This window comes from Lysobacter sp. CA199, from assembly GCF_052078715.1.
Lineage (GTDB): Bacteria > Pseudomonadota > Gammaproteobacteria > Xanthomonadales > Xanthomonadaceae > Lysobacter.
This window is the reverse complement of record NZ_JBQJIL010000012.1, coordinates 167,614-184,710: the sequence shown is the minus strand read 5'-3', so window position 1 is coordinate 184,710 and position 17,097 is coordinate 167,614. Positions and strand designations below refer to the sequence as shown.

The 17,097-nt window shown below is 66.1% G+C and carries 14 protein-coding genes; 10 read left to right on the top strand and 4 right to left on the bottom strand.

Going from position 1 to position 17,097, the window contains the following annotated elements; genetic code table 11:
• The first annotated feature begins 332 nt into the window (after positions 1–332).
• Both ACTOWJ_RS22105 and ACTOWJ_RS22100 read left to right on the top strand, forming a co-directional pair.
• Positions 333–944 carry a hypothetical protein gene (locus ACTOWJ_RS22105; RefSeq protein WP_441336771.1) on the top strand — a complete coding sequence of 204 codons (612 nt, stop codon included), beginning with the start codon at positions 333–335 and terminating at the stop codon, positions 942–944.
• Positions 941–2,527, top strand: a complete 1,587-nt coding sequence (locus ACTOWJ_RS22100; protein ID WP_441336770.1) for an XVIPCD domain-containing protein — start codon at positions 941–943, stop codon at positions 2,525–2,527. The genes ACTOWJ_RS22105 and ACTOWJ_RS22100 overlap by 4 nt, the downstream gene beginning before the upstream one ends.
• Positions 2,528–2,638: 111 nt before the next feature.
• On the opposite strand, the gene ACTOWJ_RS22095 is transcribed toward ACTOWJ_RS22100, so the two are convergent.
• From ACTOWJ_RS22095 to ACTOWJ_RS22080, 4 genes are all read right to left on the bottom strand, one after another.
• Positions 2,639–3,196, bottom strand: a complete 558-nt coding sequence (locus ACTOWJ_RS22095) for a DUF924 family protein (RefSeq protein WP_441336769.1) — start codon at positions 3,194–3,196, stop codon at positions 2,639–2,641.
• A gap of 200 nt (positions 3,197–3,396) precedes the next feature.
• Positions 3,397–3,960 (bottom strand): lysozyme inhibitor LprI family protein, encoded by a 564-nt coding sequence (locus ACTOWJ_RS22090; protein WP_441336768.1) that lies wholly within the window; start codon positions 3,958–3,960, stop codon positions 3,397–3,399.
• Positions 3,961–4,338: 378 nt separating this feature from the next.
• Positions 4,339–4,755, bottom strand: a complete 417-nt coding sequence (locus ACTOWJ_RS22085) for a hypothetical protein (RefSeq protein WP_441336767.1) — start codon at positions 4,753–4,755, stop codon at positions 4,339–4,341.
• A gap of 206 nt (positions 4,756–4,961) precedes the next feature.
• Entirely contained in the window at positions 4,962–5,738 is a 777-nt protein-coding gene (locus ACTOWJ_RS22080; RefSeq protein WP_441336766.1) for an AMP nucleosidase, read from the bottom strand.
• A gap of 145 nt (positions 5,739–5,883) precedes the next feature.
• On the opposite strand from ACTOWJ_RS22080, the gene ACTOWJ_RS22075 reads away from it, so the two are divergent.
• The 8 genes from ACTOWJ_RS22075 (at position 5,884) to ACTOWJ_RS22040 (ending at position 16,991) form a co-directional block, all read left to right on the top strand.
• Positions 5,884–7,362 (top strand): amidohydrolase, encoded by a 1,479-nt coding sequence (locus ACTOWJ_RS22075; RefSeq protein WP_441336765.1) that lies wholly within the window; start codon positions 5,884–5,886, stop codon positions 7,360–7,362.
• Positions 7,359–8,660, top strand: coding sequence for an amidohydrolase family protein (locus ACTOWJ_RS22070; protein WP_441336764.1), 1,302 nt, complete (start codon positions 7,359–7,361; stop codon positions 8,658–8,660). Before ACTOWJ_RS22075 ends, ACTOWJ_RS22070 begins: the two co-directional genes overlap by 4 nt.
• Before the next feature lie 277 nt (positions 8,661–8,937).
• The gene (locus ACTOWJ_RS22065; RefSeq protein ID WP_441336763.1) at positions 8,938–9,342 is read left to right on the top strand and encodes a DUF1761 domain-containing protein; all 405 of its coding nucleotides are present in this window, start codon (positions 8,938–8,940) and stop codon (positions 9,340–9,342) included.
• Between the two features lie 11 nt (positions 9,343–9,353).
• Entirely contained in the window at positions 9,354–9,992 is a 639-nt protein-coding gene (locus ACTOWJ_RS22060; protein WP_441336762.1) for a 2-hydroxychromene-2-carboxylate isomerase, read from the top strand.
• A 103-nt stretch (positions 9,993–10,095) separates the two neighbouring features.
• Complete coding sequence (locus ACTOWJ_RS22055) at positions 10,096–11,043, top strand: DegV family protein (RefSeq protein ID WP_441336761.1); 948 nt, start codon at positions 10,096–10,098, stop codon at positions 11,041–11,043.
• A 221-nt stretch (positions 11,044–11,264) separates the two neighbouring features.
• Entirely contained in the window at positions 11,265–14,717 is a 3,453-nt protein-coding gene (locus tag ACTOWJ_RS22050; RefSeq protein ID WP_441336760.1) for an amidohydrolase family protein, read from the top strand.
• A gap of 202 nt (positions 14,718–14,919) precedes the next feature.
• Positions 14,920–15,264, top strand: a complete 345-nt coding sequence (locus ACTOWJ_RS22045) for a hypothetical protein (protein ID WP_441336759.1) — start codon at positions 14,920–14,922, stop codon at positions 15,262–15,264.
• 422 nt (positions 15,265–15,686) lie between these two features.
• Positions 15,687–16,991, top strand: a complete 1,305-nt coding sequence (locus ACTOWJ_RS22040; RefSeq protein ID WP_441336758.1) for an MFS transporter — start codon at positions 15,687–15,689, stop codon at positions 16,989–16,991.
• Positions 16,992–17,097: the final 106 nt, after the last annotated feature.

Genomic DNA, 17,097 nt, shown 5'->3' with positions numbered 1-17,097 from the left:
TTGTGCCTGCCGCCGCGGCTTGCCTCCCTCGGACGGCCCGTGGATACTCGATCCACGATGCGCCTGATTCGGCGCGATGAGCCCCACCATGGATTCAGGACGAATCGCATCCGGTTTGCTCCAAACCGCCTCGCCGCTCGCGAGCCGGGCCCGCCGTCCCGCGTTTGCACCCGAGCCGCGCGCCCGCGCCGCCGGCCGCTTCCTCCCCCGCTATCGCCGCCGCCCGCCCTCGACGCTACCGCCTTGGTTCGTACCGCTCAGGTCCGCACCGCCATCGGCGCGCTCGATGCGGCGTCCGCCGGCGCCGGCCGCGCTGCCCTGAGACCTCCCGCATGCTGCCCGTGAAGTCCCTATTTCTTTCCTCAGTGGTGACCTTGATGACCGTTTCGACCGCCGCCTGCCAACAACCGGTGCCGTTGCCGGAGATCAAACTCAATCCCAATCCGAAGCATCAGTACGAAGTGGTCATGACGATCCGCGATGTACCGCGGCCGTTCGAGAAGATCACCGGAAACCTGCAATTCGACGTTCCGCGCGACAAAGATGCCTGCATCCCGCTCGACCAGACCCGTGCGCTGGGAGGAGTCCGCAACCGCCCCACCAAGGACATCCCGCTGGAGCTGCGCAAAGTATCGGACACCGAATACCGCGGAATTTTCTTCACCGACATGATTCTGGAAGAGGATTACTACGGACTCGGCGTCTGCCCGTGGGAGTTGACCGCGGTGGGCGTGATGTTGTTCGCCAAGCCCGCGGTGTTTTCCACCGGCACCTGGCAAGAAGCGATCTTGAGCGGCGACGAGCAAGTGACCTTCGCGCAGAAATCGCTGTTCGACCTCTCGCCCGATCCGATTGATTTCCACCCGATGACACTCGCTGGCGAACAGTTCCCGACCGCCAGCGATTTCCAAGTCAATTTCCAATCAAGGAAGATTGAACAATGACCCTGCCCAGCCGCTCTTATGCTGCCCTGGCCGACGACTCCTATCAGAATCGTGTCGCCGACCCTTCGAAAAAAGAAAGGATCGGGGACCGCGACTACATGGTCCTGGAGACTAAGTCGCACATCAGCGGCTATCAAGGCACGATCTACCGGGACATGAAATCCGGTGAAATCATCGTCGCCCACCGCGGTTCGGAAGGTGGACTGAATCAAGTCGTACAAGACTGGGTCGGCGGCAACGGCAACATGGTGTTCAACCGCACCAATCCTCAGATCGGACCCGCATCCGCGCTTACCGAAAGAGCGCTCGAACTGGCCAAGCGCTTCCCCGTCAACGGCCATCCCGCACAAGTCTCGGTGACCGGCCACTCGCAAGGCGGCACGCTGGCGCAGATCACCGCTGCCAAATACGGCCTGCACGGCGAAACCTACAACGCCTACGGCGCGGCCAGCCTCGACCTGGACCTGCCCAAGGGCGCCAAACTCGACATCGTCAACCACGTCCGCGCCACCGACATCGTCAGCGCCGCCAGCAAGCATCTGGGCGAAGTGCGTCTGTACGCGATCGACAAGGACGCCAAGGATCTATTGGCGGACAAACAGGATCCGCGCACCCAGGGCATCGGCGGATTCGTCGCCGACATCCGGAAAGTCGGCTTCGATCCGCACAGCGTCACCCAGTTCTACAAACAAAACGAGATCTCCGGGCCGCCGCTGCTCAGCGACGCCAACCGCCAGACCTACGGCAAGAACAAGGAAATGTTCGACTCGTTCCGCCACGACATCTACCAGATGCGCGCAGTCATCACCAACGGCAAGGATCTATCGGACTGGAAGCTGCCAAAGGAGCCCGGCGCGGGCATGCCCGACGTGCTCAAGCGCGAGATTCAGCACCGCTACGACGACGCGAAGGAAGGCCTGCACCAGGGCTACGAAAAGGCCAAGCAAGGCGTGCAGGACGGCTACGAGAAAGCCAAGCAGGGCGTCCAGCAAGGCTACGACAAGGCCAAACAGGGCGTGCAGGACGGCTACGACAAAGCCAAGCAGGGCGTGCAGGACGCCGGCGAGCGCATCCAGGACGCCGGCGACCGCGTGCGCGGCGCGGTCAAGGACGGCTGGGACCGTTTGCAGAACAGCATTCCGCGCATCAACTTCCCAGGTATCTCGGCCAACGACTCGCGCGGCACGCCGCTGCTCAACGATCCCGGCCACTCGCATAACCCGATGTTCAACAAGGCCTTGGCCGGCATGCACGAGATCGACTCGCGCCACGGCCGGCCCTCCGACGACGCGACCGCGCGTGCGGCCGGCGCGTTGACCGCGGCCGCGGTCAACGCCAACTTCAAAGACATCAATAAGGTGGTGCTCGGCACCGACGCCAAGAATCTGTTCGCCGTGGAGGGCGATCACCACTCGGTGCATCACAACGCCGTGGCCGTGCCGACCACGGTGGCGATGCAGCAGCCGCTGGCCGAAAGCACTCAGGCGGTCGACCGCAGCGCGCAGGCGCAATCGACGCAGCGTGATCAGCAACTGGCGATGCAGCAGGACGAAACTGTGCGGCCATCGCGCTCGATGGGTTGAGTTTTCCGGCGCACCGCCAGCGCGATTTCGCTGGTTACGCCACCAAACAGAACGGCCGCGACATCACCGTCGCGGCCGCTCCGGTTTTCACCGATACCCCGGCTGGCGGAGTCAGCCCTTGAAGCCGCCGCCGTCGAGATAGGCTTGCTCCTGCGCCGTGCTCTGTCGGCCGAGGGCCGCGTTGCGATGCGGAAAGCGGCCGAAGCGTTCGATGATCTGTTGGTGCTGCACCGCCCATTGCGCGGCATCGTTGCCGTCGCCGTCCGGCGGCAGCGCACGGTGCAGTTCGACCGAACGCTGTTGGTCGGCGGGATCTTCCGAATGCTCCAGCGGCAGATAGAAGAACGAGCGCAGCGCCGGATCAATGCGTTGATCGTGACCCAGTTCCAGCGCGCGCCGGGCGTAGTGGCGCGCCAATGGATCGGTGGCATACGAGTGCGCGCTGCCGCGGAACACGTTGCGCGGAATCTGGTCGAGCAGGATCAACAGCGCCAGCGCCGACTCGGCGTCGCGTTCCACCCAGTCGTCGTGCTCGCGCCGCGCGGCGGCGTGGTGGGTTTCGAGAAAGCCGTTGCGGCATTGATGATCGAACTGGTCGTCGCGGTCGAACCAGCGGGCGGGGCCGGCGTTGCGCCAGAAATCGACGACGTGTTTAGCGGTGGCGGACATAAGCGGCCTGTGCAGGGTGGGATGGGCCAGACCGTAGCATCGCCCCGCCCAGGTGTCGAAACCGTGCAGGCGATCTTCGCCGAGGCGACGGTAGGAGCGGCGCGAGCCGCGACCGCGAAACCACGCCTACGACGTCTATGCGGTTTCGCAGTCGCGGCTCGCGCCGCTCCTACAGGAGGGTCGTCACTGCGTCGGTCGGCTCATGCGTCCTCGCCCAACTGCGTTTCCAACTCGTTGATCCAGGCCACGGTAACGCTTTCCATCGTCACCGCGTAGATCAGCGGCCGGATCGGGCCGGACGAGTACGATTGCGAGACGAAGCGCGCATGGCGTTCGCGAAACGCCAACCAGGCTTGATGCGCCTGCTCGAACGCGCGCAGATCCTCGCCGTCGAGCTGCTTGCGCAGGTGTTCGACCAACCCGTCCAGACGAGTCTGCTCGCGACCCAGTTCGGCGATCGCCTGCTGGCTCATGTCGGCCTGGCTCACGCGCTCGTCGTCGCTGTCGCGCGCGATCGCCTCGGCCTTGCCGAAATAATTGTCGGCGATGCGCGCGGCGGTCTCGGCCTTGCCGATCAGCTTGTTCTCGAACCGGCGCAGTTCCTCCACGCTGGTGTGCGCGCCGTCGAGTTCCTGTTTGAGCGCCAGCAATTGCTTGCCGCGCTCGATCGCGTCGACCGTGCCGCGACGTTCGGCGATGCGTTGGATGAAGTAGAAGGCCCAGGTAAGCAGGGCGCCGATGACGGTGAAGATGAGCTGTTCCATGACCTGTCCTCCGGTCGTGGAAGACATTGTCGTCGGCTGAGGTCTCAGCCCTTCGGATGTCGCGTGTCGCGCGTCGCAAAACCTCATGAAAGCAGCGGTTCCGCGTGCCGTCGCAGGGTAAACCGTTCAGGCGCGCGAACGCCGCGCCATGCAGCACGGCGAAACCCATCGGCATCGCTGATGCCGACATGGGCCCAGGTGCCCGGCGCACACTGGTCGTCCGCGCACAGCGTCAATGCGGCCCGACCGCGGCACGCGCATGCATAGTCGTCGCCGTGTTTCCAATCGGTGGCGAAACCGAGCGCGCCGACGTAGTGATCCAGGCTCGCCTGCAGATCGCTCGGGCGAGCGCAACGGGACGCCAGCCAGCTTGCGCCTCTATGCGCGATGAGCGCGCCATCGGTCGCCCGGAGCTTTCAGATAGTGTCTGAACACATGGCCCCAGGGCAGCGCGATCGCGACCACCGCGATCCCGAACAGACAATCGTTGAGCGTCTCGGCGGTGCCCGCGTCCAACTGCCGGTTCAGCCACAGCGGTACGCCGAAGGCCAGCACCCAGACGCACTTCCATAACAATTCGAACAACAGCAACGGCAGCATCTTGAGCGGGTAGCGGATTCCGACCACCGCGAGCAGCGCGATCGCGCCGAGCACGGCGCGCACCACACCACCCATATGCGACAGATGCGGCGGTGGCGACACGATGCCCGGCCAGATGGTGATGCCCAGCCCCACGACCAGAAGCAGATACATGCCTCTGAGCACATACAGCCGCCAAATGGAAACCTCATCCATGGCACGTTTCCTCAACGATGCGGGATTGCACTCGCATCGTCGCGAATCGCCGCTTCCGGCGCATGGCCCGGAGGTGATACGGACCTTCGGCCTGATCGACGTCACCTGATCCGAGCCGCGTCGGCTGCCTGCGGCAAAAGCGAATGCCGGCGCCGTTCCGACGGCGCGGTCGCGCGCGGGCGGGCGGGCCGGCTCAAGCGGCCGGCTTACTCGTCGAAGCGCAAATGCCGCACCGACTTGCCGTGCCGGCGGATCAGCTTCAGGGCCTCGATGCCGACATTGATGTGGTTGTCGACGAACTCGGCGCTGACCTTGGCATCGGAGGCCTCGGTCTTGACGCCTTCGGGGATCATCGGCTGGTCCGACACCAGCAACAGCGCGCCGCAGGGAATGCGGTTGGCGAAGCCGGCCGCGAACACGGTCGCGGTCTCCATGTCGATGGCCATGCAGCGCATCGTGCGAAGGCGTTCCTTGAAGGCTTCGTCGTGTTCCCAGACCCGGCGGTTGGTGGTGTAGACGGTGCCGGTCCAGTAATCGTGGCCGAGGTCGCGGATCATGGTCGAAACCGCGCGCTGCAGCGCGAACGCCGGCAACGCCGGCACTTCGGGCAACAGGTAATCGTTGGAGGTGCCTTCGCCGCGGATCGCCGCGATCGGCAGGACCAGGTCGCCGAGTTCGTTCTTGCGCTTGAGGCCGCCGCACTTGCCCAGGAACAACACCGCCTGCGGCATGATCGCCGAGAGCAGGTCCATCATGGTCGCCGCGTTCGGGCTGCCCATGCCGAAGTTGATCATGGTGATGCCGTCGAAGGTCGCGCTCGGCATCGGCTTGTCCAGGCCGACCACTTCGGCGCCGGTCAGGCGGGCGAAGGTGTGCAGGTAGCCGCTGAAGTTGGTCAGCAGGACGTGCTGGCCGAACTGGTCCAGGGGCACGCCGGTGTAGCGCGGCAGCCAGTTTTCGACGATCTGTTCTTTGTCTTTCATGCGTATCGGCCTTTTTCTTGTTGTTGTCCGGCCATTGTCGCACCGCCCATGACGATAGTCAGGGTTGGCAGCGCATGAACCGGCCGCTAGGGTTCCCCGGTTACCCGCCGCTCGACACCTTTGTCCGCTTTCCCCGGGGGAAATCATGCTTCGACCGCTTTTGGCCGGCTGCGGCCTGGCGCTGCTCGCCGGCGCCGTGCAGGCCGCAACCGCCGCGGCGCCGGCGTCCGGCTCGCCCGCGCCCAGTTCGCGCTACACCCAGGACCCTTATCCCAGCACCTACCGCGCATTGAGCGCCGGCCCGGTGCTGCTGCAGCACGCCACCGTGCTCACCGGCACCGGCCAGCGCCTGGACAACGCCGACGTGCTGCTGCGGGACGGCAAGATCGTCGCGGTCGGCAGCGCGCTGGACGCGCCCGCCGATGCCGCCCGCGTCGATGCCACCGGCAAATGGGTCACCCCGGGCATCATCGACGTCCACTCCCACCTGGGCGTGTATCCCAGCCCGGGCGTGAGCGCTCACGCCGACGGCAATGAAATGACCAGCCCGGTCACCCCCAACGTCTGGGCCGAGCATTCGATCTGGCCGCAGGACCCGGGTTTCGAGACCGCGCTGGCCGGCGGCATCACCTCGCTGCAGATCCTGCCCGGCTCGGGCAATCTGATCGGCGGCCGCGGCGTCACCCTCAAGAACGTGCCGGCGACGTCCTACCAGGCGATGAAATTCCCCGGCGCGCCGTGGGGCCTGAAGATGGCCTGCGGCGAGAACCCCAAGCGCGTCTACGGCAGCCGCAACGTCTCGCCGGGCACGCGCATGGGCAACGTCGCCGGTTATCGCGCGGCCTTCATCGACGCCAGCGAGTACCTGCGCAAGACCTCGCCCAAGAACAGTGAGCCGAAGAAGAAGCGCTGGTGGCAAAGCTCCACCGCCGCGCCCAACACCGCCGACAGCGAGAAGGACACCGGCGGCAAGCGCGATCTCAAGCTCGACACCCTGGCCGGGGCGATCAAGGGCGACATCCGCGTGCACATCCACTGCTACCGCGCCGACGAGATGACCACCATGCTCGATCTGGCCAAGGAGTTCGGCTTCAAGGTCGCCGCCTTCCACCACGGCGTGGAGGCCTACAAGATCGCCGACCGCCTGGCGCAGGAAAACGTCTGCGGCGCGCTGTGGGCCGACTGGTGGGGCTTCAAGATGGAAGCCTTCGACGGCATCCAGGAAAACATCGCCCTGGTCGACCGTCCGGCCAACAGCTGCGCGATCGTCCACTCCGATTCGGAGGAAGGCATCCAGCGGCTCAATCAGGAAGCGGCCAAGGTGATCGCCCACGCGCGCCTGGCCGGCATCGACATCGCGCCCGAGCGCGCGATCCGCTGGCTGACCCAGAACCCGGCCAAATCGCTGGGCATCGCCGAACGCACCGGCACCTTGGAGCCGGGCAAGATGGCCGACGTGGTGGTGTGGAACGGCAATCCGTTCAGCGTTTACGCCAAGGCCGAGCAGGTCTACATCGACGGTGCGCGCATCTACGACCGCGCCGATCCGTCGCGCCAGCCCAAGTCGGACTTCATGCTCGGGCAACCGGCCGCGCAGACGGTCACGCAAGGAGGTGTGCGATGAGCCGCGTGTCCGTGTTGTCGCGCGCGCCGCTGTTCTCCGCGCTGCTCGCCTGCGTCAGTTTCGCCGCGTCCGCGCAGAACCTGCTGATTCGCAACGCCACCGTCCACACCGCCAGCGCGCAGGGTTCGCTCGAGAACGCCGACGTGCTGGTCTCCGGCGGCGCGGTGCGCGCGGTCGGCAAGGGCCTGGTCGCGCCGGCCGGCGCGCAGGTGATCGACGCGCAAGGCAAGCCGGTGACGCCGACGCTGTTCGCCGGCATCACCGAAATCGGCCTGGAAGAAGTCTCCGGCGAGAAGACCACCGTCGACCAGACCGTCGCGCTCGGCGCCGACACCAAGGAAATGACGGTGCGGCCCGAGTTCGACGTGACCTTGGCCTACAACCCGGATTCGGTGGTGATCCCGGTCACCCGCATCGAAGGCATCGGCTGGACCCTGCTCGGCGCGGGCACTGCGACCGGCGGTTCGATCGTCGCCGGACAAGGCGGCATCGAGCGCCTGGACGGCGGTCCGGACCCGATCGGCCCACGCGTGCTGTTCGTGCGCCTGGGCAAGGACAGCCTGGGCCTGAGCGGCAGCTCGCGCGCGGCTCAGTGGATGATCCTGGATCAGCTGATCGACGAAGTCCGCGGCCGGATCGGCCCGGACAACCACGCCGCGCTGCTGACCCCGGCCGGCCGCGCGACGCTGCAGAAATATTTCGGCGGCGGCGGGCGGATCGTGTTCGGCGTCGATCGCGCCGCCGACATCCGTCAGTTGCTGCGCTGGTCGTCCAGGCACCAATTGCGCATCGCCATCGCCGGCGGCGGCGAGGCCTGGCGCCTGGCGCCGCAGCTGGCGGCGGCGAAGGTGCCGGTGTTCGTCAATCCGCTGTCCAACCTGCCCAGCGATTTCGATCAGATCGGCGCGAGCATGGAAAACGCCGCACGGCTGCGCGCGGCCGGCGTGCCGGTCGGTTTCAGCGAAGGCGGCGTGTCCCACAACGCGCGCAAGGTGCGCCAGTTGGCCGGCAACGCGGTCGCCGCGGGCCTGCCCTGGGCCGACGGTCTGGCCGGACTGACCCGGGTGCCGGCGGAAACCTTCGGCGTGGCCGGCGAAGTCGGCTCGATCGCGCCGGGCCGCCGCGCCGACCTGGTGCTGTGGAGCGGCGATCCGCTCGACGTCAGCAGCGTGGCCTTGCAGGTGTGGATGGACGGCCGCGCGATACCGATGCGCAGCCGCCAGACCGAACTGCGCGATCGCTATCTGCGGCCGGAGAACGGGTTGCCGCGGGCCTATCCGACGCCCGAAGTGCGTTGAGGCGGCGGCTCAAAACGCAGCGAAATCGCCCGCCAGTTCCTTCGAATCCCTCCTACCGATTCCCCCCTTTGAAAAAAAGGGGTTAGGGGGATTTGCTTTTGACTTGGCGTTTTCGCTCTAGAAGCGAAAAGCGAATCCCCCCTTCCCCCCTTTTTCAAAGGGGGGAACAGCAAAAAAGCGGGAACGGCAATAGCCAAGGCGAATCACGCAGCCCTCGGCGTATGCTTGCCGCCATCGCCACGCACGCTCCCGGCGTGGCCGCTGCCGGAGCACCGCCATGAACCTGCCCATCGCCCACCTCAACTGGCTCGCGATCATCGCCGCCACCGCTTCGGCCTTCGTGCTCGGCGGCCTGTGGTACGGCCCCTTGTTCAAGAACGCCTGGTGCCGCGAGGCCGGCATGGATCCCAACGCCAAGCCCGGCCATCCGGGACGGGTGTTCGCAGTGGCCATCGTCTGCGCGTTCCTCGCCGCCACCATCTTTTCGATCCTGATGCCGCCCCTCGCAACCGCGGTCGACGGCTTCGGCATCGGCTTCGTGGTCGGCGTGTTCTTCGTGTCGATGAGCTTCGGCATCAACTACGCCTTCGCCCAGCGCAGCCTCAAACTGTGGATGATCGACAGCGGCTACCACATCCTTCAGTTCATCCTTTACGGGGTGATCATCGGCGCCTGGAAGTAAGGAGTCCGGCCATGGTTTCCGAGCAGACCGCGTTGCGTTGGTATTTCGACTTCATCTCGCCGTTCTCGTATCTGCAATGGCAAAAATTGCGACCGATGCTGGGCGAGCATTCGATCCAGCTGGTGCCGGTGGCGTTCGGCGCGATCCTCGCCGCGCACGGCCAGAAGGGTCCGGCGGAAATTCCCGGCAAGCGCGAATTCACCTACCGCCACGTGCTGTGGCAGGCGCGACGCGACGGGGTCGAACTGCGGTTCCCGCCGGCGCATCCGTTCAATCCGCTGGCCGCGCTGCGGCTGTGCGTGGCCGCCGGCAACACGCCCGAGGCGGTGGAGGCGATCTTCGACTGGATCTGGCGACGTGGACAGGCAGGCGACAGTGTCGAGGCGCTCAGCCCGCTGATCGCACAGTTGCAGGTCGACGGCGAGGCCGTCGGCAGTGAGGCGACCAAATCGGCGCTGCGGGCGAACACCGAATCGGCCTTGTTGGCCGGTGTATTCGGCGTGCCTACGCTGAGCATTGGTAGTGAGTTGTTCTGGGGCAACGACGCACACGATTTCGCCCTTGACGCACTGCAACACCCGGAACGGCTTGAAGATTCGGAAATGCAACGCCTGAAGCAGCTGCCGGTAGGAGTGCAACGCCGGGCCTGAACGAGCCCGACAGGATGCAGCCGCGTCCTTGCGTGACTTCCGTCGCGAAACGGTATGCTGCGGACACATTCGATAGCCACGCGCCAAGACCCGGGGGGGACCCATGCGCATTGGAATCGTCGTCGACTCCGCTTGCGATCTGCCGCTCGACTACCTCCAGCAGCACAATATTCATCTGCTGCCGATCACCGTGCGCATCGGCCAGGCCGTGCTCGCCGACCATCGCAACGAAGAAGCCACGCTGCAGTTCCTGCATGCGCACTTGGCCGAGCGCGGGTTCGAGGCCGAGACCACGCCGTTCACCGTGCAGCAGGTGCGCGATCTGTTCGTCAGCCAATTGGCGATCGATTACGACTACGTGTTCTGCATGACGATCACCAAGACCCGCAGCCCGGTCTTCGAAAACGCCAATCAGGCCAGTTTCGCGATCCTCAACGACTACCGCCCGGTGCGCAGCGCGGCCGGCATCAACACGCCGTTCTCGTTGCGGGTGATCGACACCTTGAACCTGTTCGCCGCGCAAGGCATCACCGCGGTCGAAGCCGTACGCCTGCGCGATGCCGGCGAGGGCCCGCCGAAGATCCGCGCGCGCCTGGAACATCTGGCGCTGCACACCCACGGCTATCTGATTCCGCGCGACCTCAACTACCTGCGTGCGCGCACCCGCGTGCGCGGCGACCGCAGCGTGAGTTTTCTCAGTGCGACCTTGGGCACGGCGCTGGACATCAAGCCGGTCCTGCACTGCAACCGCGGCGAAACCGGGCCGGTGGCCAAGATCAAGGGCTACGAGAACGCCGCGCAGAAACTGCTCGAATTCGCCGCGCGCCGGGTGAGCCGCAATGAGCTGATGACGCCGACGGTGTGCCTGAGCTACGGCGGCGAACTCAGCGAACTGCGCGCCCTGCCCGGCCACGAGACCCTGCGCCTGGCCTGCCGCGAGCACAACGTGGAACTCTACGAAAGCGTGATGAGTCTGACCGGCATGGTCAACGTCGGCAAGGGTGCGCTTGTGTTGGGCTTGGCGGCCGAGAAGGCCGATTGGGAAGCCTGAGCCGGCGCGATCCCGGCGTGCGACTGTAGGAGCGGCGCAAGCCGCGACTGCGATACCGCGCTTGCGTCGTAGGTGTGATGTCGCAGTCGCGGCTTGCGCCGCTCCTACAGTCTGCATCGAGGGCGACGAGGCTCTTTTGCAGAGCCAGGACTTCCAGCCCAGGCCCGCGCGGGCCTTCGCGGGTTAGCCTGCGGACTTTGTCCGTCCAGGTAACCCGCCCGATGACCCGTCACCGCCTGCTCGTTCTCGCGCTCGCCAGCGCGCTCGCCGCCCCGGCCCTCGCCCAGACTCCGCCGCAACCCGCGCCGCAGGAGAAGAAAGACGGCGACAAACCGGCCGCGCAACTCGAGCAGGACGCTCTCAAGCCCGCCGGCACCGATCCGGCGCGCGCCTCGGCCCAGACCGCCAAGGGCGCGGCCAAGCCCGGCGACAAGGACGAGAAGAAGTGGGACGTCTCCGCCGCGCACGGCCCGACCAAGACCATCGCCTTCGACACCGACGAAGGCACCTGGATGGACCTGGACGTGGCCCCCGGCGGCCGCGAGATCGCCTTCTCCCTGCTCGGCGACATCTACCTGCTGCCGATTGGCGGCGGTCAGGCCCGGCGTATCACCAGCGGCCCGGCCTGGGACGTGCAACCGCGCTTCTCGCCCGACGGCCGCGAGATCGCCTTCACCTCCGACCGCGGCGGCGGCAACAACCTGTGGCGCATGAAGGCCGACGGCAGCGGCGCCACCGCGGTGACCAAGGAAGACTTCCGCCTGCTCAACAACCCGGCCTGGACGCCCGACGGCCAATACCTGATCGGCCGCAAGCACTTCACCGGCGAACGCTCGCTCGGCGCCGGCGAGTTGTGGATCTACCACGCCGCCGGCGGCGGCGGCGGTCTGCAGCTGACCAAGCAGAAGAACGACCAGCAGGACCTGGGCGAACCGGCGGTGTCGCCGGACGGGCGTTACGTCTACTACTCCGAAGACGTCAGCAGCGGCCCCACCTTCCAATACAACAAGAACCCGCACGACACCATCTACTCGATCAAACGCCTGGAGCGCGCCAGCGGCAAGAGCACGACGGTGGTCGATACCGCTGGCGGCGCGGTGCGTCCGCAGCCTTCGCCCGACGGCAAGTCGCTGGCCTTCGTCAAACGCATCCGCGACAAATCGGTGCTGCACGTGCTCGATCTGGCCAGCGGCGAAGCACGGCCGGTGTGGGACGGGCTCTCGCACGACATGCAGGAAGCCTGGGCGATCTTCGGCCCCTACGCCAATTTCGATTGGACGCCCGATTCCAAATCGGTGGTGATCTGGGCGCAGGGCAAGCTGTGGCGCGTGGCGATCGCCGACGGCAAGCATGCGGCGATTCCGTTTACCGCCCACGTCGAGCAAACCGTCGCCGAGCCGTTGCGCTTCGAACAAACCCTGGACGCGGGCCGCTTCGATCCGAAGATGATCCGCGATGTCGCCACCAGCGCCGACGGCAAGACCCTGATCTTCCACGCGGTCGGTCAGCTGTGGCGCAAGCGTCTGCCCGACGGCCAGCCCGAACGGCTGACCGGCAACGACAACCTTTACGAATACCAGCCCAGCTTCAGCGCCGACGGCGGCAAGCTGCTCTATACGACCTGGTCGGACCAGGCGCTCAGCGCGATCTACGTGACCAGCGCCGGCGGTGGCGGCGGCAAGCGCCTGACCCAGGACAAGGGTTTCTACTACGGCCCGCGCTTCTCGCCCGACGGCCGCCGCATCGTCTACGCCAAGACCGGCGGCGGCGGCCTCACCGGCAGCCTGTGGTCGGTCGATCGCGGCATCTACGTGATGAACGCCGACGGCAGCCGCCCGGTGCGCGTGGCCACCAGCGGCGAGACCCCGCAGTTCAGCGCCGACGGCAGCCGCGTGTACTACCTCACCGGCAGCGGCCTGAAGAAGAAACTGATGTCGGTCGGGCTCAACGGCGAGGACGAGCGCGAGGCGTTCAACCTCAAGTACGTCGACTCGGTCAGCCTCAGCCCCGACGGCAAGTGGGTGGCGTTCACCGAACTGTTCAACGCTTATGTCGCGCCGCTGATGACCGCCAGCGCGTCGGTGGAATTGAGCAAGGACAGCAAGGCGCTGCCAGTGGCTCAGGTCAGCGCCGATGTCGGCAGCTATCTGCATTGGTCGGCCGATTCCAAGTCGCTGCATTGGATGGTCGGTAATCGCTACTACTCGCGACCGCTGAACCAGGCATTCTCGTTCCTGCCCGGCGCGCCGGCCACCTTGGCCAAGCCTTCGGCCGACGAGCCCGGCATCCGGGTCGGCCTGCATATCCCGGTGTACGCGCCCAAGGACACCGTCGCCTTCACCCATGCGCGGGTGGTGACGATGCGCGATGCGCAGAGCAAGCAGGAAGTGATCGAGGACGGCACCGTGGTGGTGCGCGGCGACGAAATCGTCGCGGTCGGCCCGAGCGGCTCGGTCGATATCCCGGCCGGCGCGCGCAGCATCGACGCCAGCGGCAAGACCATCCTGCCCGGCTACATCGACGTGCACGCGCACGCCGCGCACTTCGGCCAGGGCGTGGTGCCGCAACAGAACTGGGCGTACTACACCAACCTCGCCTTCGGCATCACTACCATGCACGACCCCTCGGCGACCACCGAGTTCGTGTTCTCCGAAGCCGAGTTGGTCAAGGCCGGCAAGATGGTCGGCCCGCGCGTGTTCTCCACCGGCACGATCCTGTACGGTGCCGACGGCGACTTCAAGGCGGTGATCAACTCCATCGACGACGCGCTCAGCCATCTGCGCCGAATGAAGGCCAACGGCGCGTTCTCGGTCAAGAGCTACAACCAGCCGCGCCGCGAGCAGCATCAGCAGATCAACCAGGCCGCGCGCGAATTGAACATGCTGGTGGTCGAGGAAGGCGGATCGACCTTCAACCACAACCTGCCGATGATCCTCGACGGCGCTACCGGCATCGAGCACAACATCCCGGTCGCGCCGCTGTACAAGGACGTGACCGAACTGTGGCGACAGACCGACGTGCGCAACACCCCGACCCTGGTGGTGAGCTATGGCGGCTTGTCGGGCGAGTACTGGTGGTACGCGCGCGACAACGTCTGGGAAGACAAGAAGCTCAACCGCTTCTTCCCGCGCGAGACCCTGGATGCGCGTTCGATCCGCCGCGAAACCGCGCCGGATTGGGACTACTGGCATGTCCAGGTGTCCAAGCAGGTCAAGAAGCTGCGCGATGCCGGGGTCAAGATCCAGGTCGGCGGCCACGGCCAGTTGCAGGGCCTGTCGGCGAACTGGGAAATCTGGATGCTGGCCCAAGGCGGCATGAGCCATTTCGAAGCGCTGCGCGCGGCGACCATCGACGGCGCCGACTACCTGGGCTTGTCCAAGCAGTTGGGCTCGCTGGAGCCGGGCAAGAAGGCCGATCTGGTCGTGCTCAATTCCAATCCGCTGGAAAACATCCGCGCCACCATCGACACGCGCTATGTGATGGTCGACGGCCGTTTGTTCGACGTCGACGCGGACATGGCCGAGCTGGGCAACAAGGCCGAGAAGGCGCCGAACTTCTACTGGCAGCGCCATCGCGACGGCCAGACCTTCGGCGTGGAATTCGGGCCGACCTCGGTGTGTCATTGCCCGAAGGGGCATGGGCCGCATGCGGCGCACGACAGCGAGGAAGACTGATCGGCGCCGCGTAATCACAAGCCCCGCACGCTGGCGGGGCTTGTTTCTTTGCGCGCCGGCGTGAGCGGATCCAGGCGCCCCACATCCACCGCACCGAAACCGCGACAGCGGTCGACAGAATCCCGATTCGGCAACCCGGCATTCACGCTCGGCGTATGCGGCCGTGATTAATCTGACCGCTGCTTCTCTCCCGAGACAACCGATGGCCACTCGTTACTATCTCAGCATTCCCGACAGCCAACGCGCGCGCGGCAACGACGCCGATCTGTCGTTCACAGCGGTCAGCGCGGAAGGTTTCGCCGCGCAGTTGCAAGCCGCGTTGCGCGGCGACGCGCTGTTCGAACGCTGGCGCGCGAAGCAACCCGATCCGGACGAAGTCGACCCGAGCCTGGGCGCGACCGATCCGAATGCGACCGTGCAGGGCGAGCAGCGCGATCTGCGCATGGACCTGGTGGCGGTCACCGCACTGTCGGGCACGGTGCTCAAGCATCGTCTGCGCTTGCTGGCCGGCGGCGGATGGGAACTGCGCGACGTAACCGCGGCTTAAAGAGGTTGGCCTTGCCGTCGCCGTTCCCCTCTTGAAAGCGGATGAGGGGATTCGCTCTTGCCGATCCTGTCGCGCCGGAAACAAATCCGCCGCGCATCGATGCCCGCCTAGCGGAGCCGCAACGATCCGCCGCCCAACCGCTTGTGCGAATACCGCACACGCATTCGATATTCGCACTTGAATGCTGCAGTGCGATACCCCTAGCGTTGCCTGCGTTCCAGGCGCTCGTCCGTTTCGCGGGTTGTCGTCTTCGCCCTCGTGGAAACGCCAGACGATTCGCCGGAATGGCGCGCGGCCTCAACCGATGCCGAGCGCGGGACGGGATCGACCGCTCATCGCTCATCCACACCCGGCGCCCACACAGGGCACGGACGGGAGCGCTCGGCCGATTCGCACCGAATCAACGACTACGGTGGAGCATCATGAGCACAGTCACAGCGAGCCCTTCGGTCAGTTTGCAGCGCATGAGCCGGTTCCAATGGATCGCGATCGGGCTGTGCATCGCGTTGAACATGCTCGACGGCTTCGACGTCATGGTCATGGCGTTCACTGCCCCGCACATCTCGCAGGAATGGCGGTTGTCGGGCACGCAATTGGGCGGGTTGTTCAGCGCCGGACTGTTCGGCATGGCCGCCGGCTCGCTGTTTCTGGCGCCATGGGCCGATCGCTACGGACGCCGCACCATCATCCTGTGGTGCCTGATCGTGTTGACGCTCGGCATGGGGCTTTCAGCGTTCGCGCGCGATGTCGGCGAGCTGGCTTTGTTGCGTGCGCTGACCGGCGTCGGGATCGGCGGCATGCTCGCCAGCGTCGGCGTGATCACCGCCGAATACGCCGCGGATAAATGGCGCAGTACCGCCGTCGCGCTGCAGGCCACCGGATACCCGGTCGGCGCGACCATCGGCGGTTTGATCGCGTCGGCCTTGCTGGAGCATTGGAACTGGCAGGCGGTCTTCGCCACCGGCGCGCTGGCCTCGCTGATCGCGATCCCCGTGGTCCTGCGCATGCTGCCCGAGTCGATGGACTTCCTGATCAGCCGGCGGCCGTCCAACGCGTTGCCGCGATTGAACGACCTGCTGCAGCGCATGCGCTTGCCGGCATTGACTGAACTGCCGGCCGCGGCGGTCGCGGATCCGGCGCAACGAAGCGGCTATCGCGCGCTGTTCGCGCCGCATCTGCTGCGCACCTCGCTGCTGATCGCCGCCGCATTCTTTCTGTTGATGTTCAGCTTCTACTTCGTGCTGAGCTGGACACCCAAGTTGCTGGTGTCCGCGGGCCTGTCGGCGCAACAAGGCATCACCGGCGGCGTGCTGCTCAACCTGGGCGGCATCGTCGGCGGCAGCTTGTTCGGTTGGTTCGCCGCCCGGCGATCGCTCAGTACCTTGACCATCGCGTGCATGCTGCTCGCCTCGCTCGCGCTGTTCGCGTTCGGCGCCGCCAGCCAGAACTTGTCGTTGGCCTTTCCCATCGCATTCGTGCTGGGCGCCACGGTGTTCGGATCCATGGCCGGCCTGTACGCGCTGGCGCCGATCGTGTTCGAAACCTCCACCCGCACCACCGGCCTGGGCTGGGCGATCGGCATCGGCCGGATCGGCGCGATTCTGTCCCCCATCGCGGTCGGCTGGTTGACCGATCTCGATTGGTCGACCTCGCACCTGTATTACCTGTGCGCCGTGCCGCTGCTGTTGGCGGCGGCCGCGGTGGCGTGGCTACACCGCTCCAATTGACGGCGAATCCGCGCCGACGCTGATCCCGGCTTCGACCGAACTCCCTGACACCCGATATCGGCGCAGCGCGTCGCGCCGGCGCGCGCGCCCAATACCTCACGAGGAA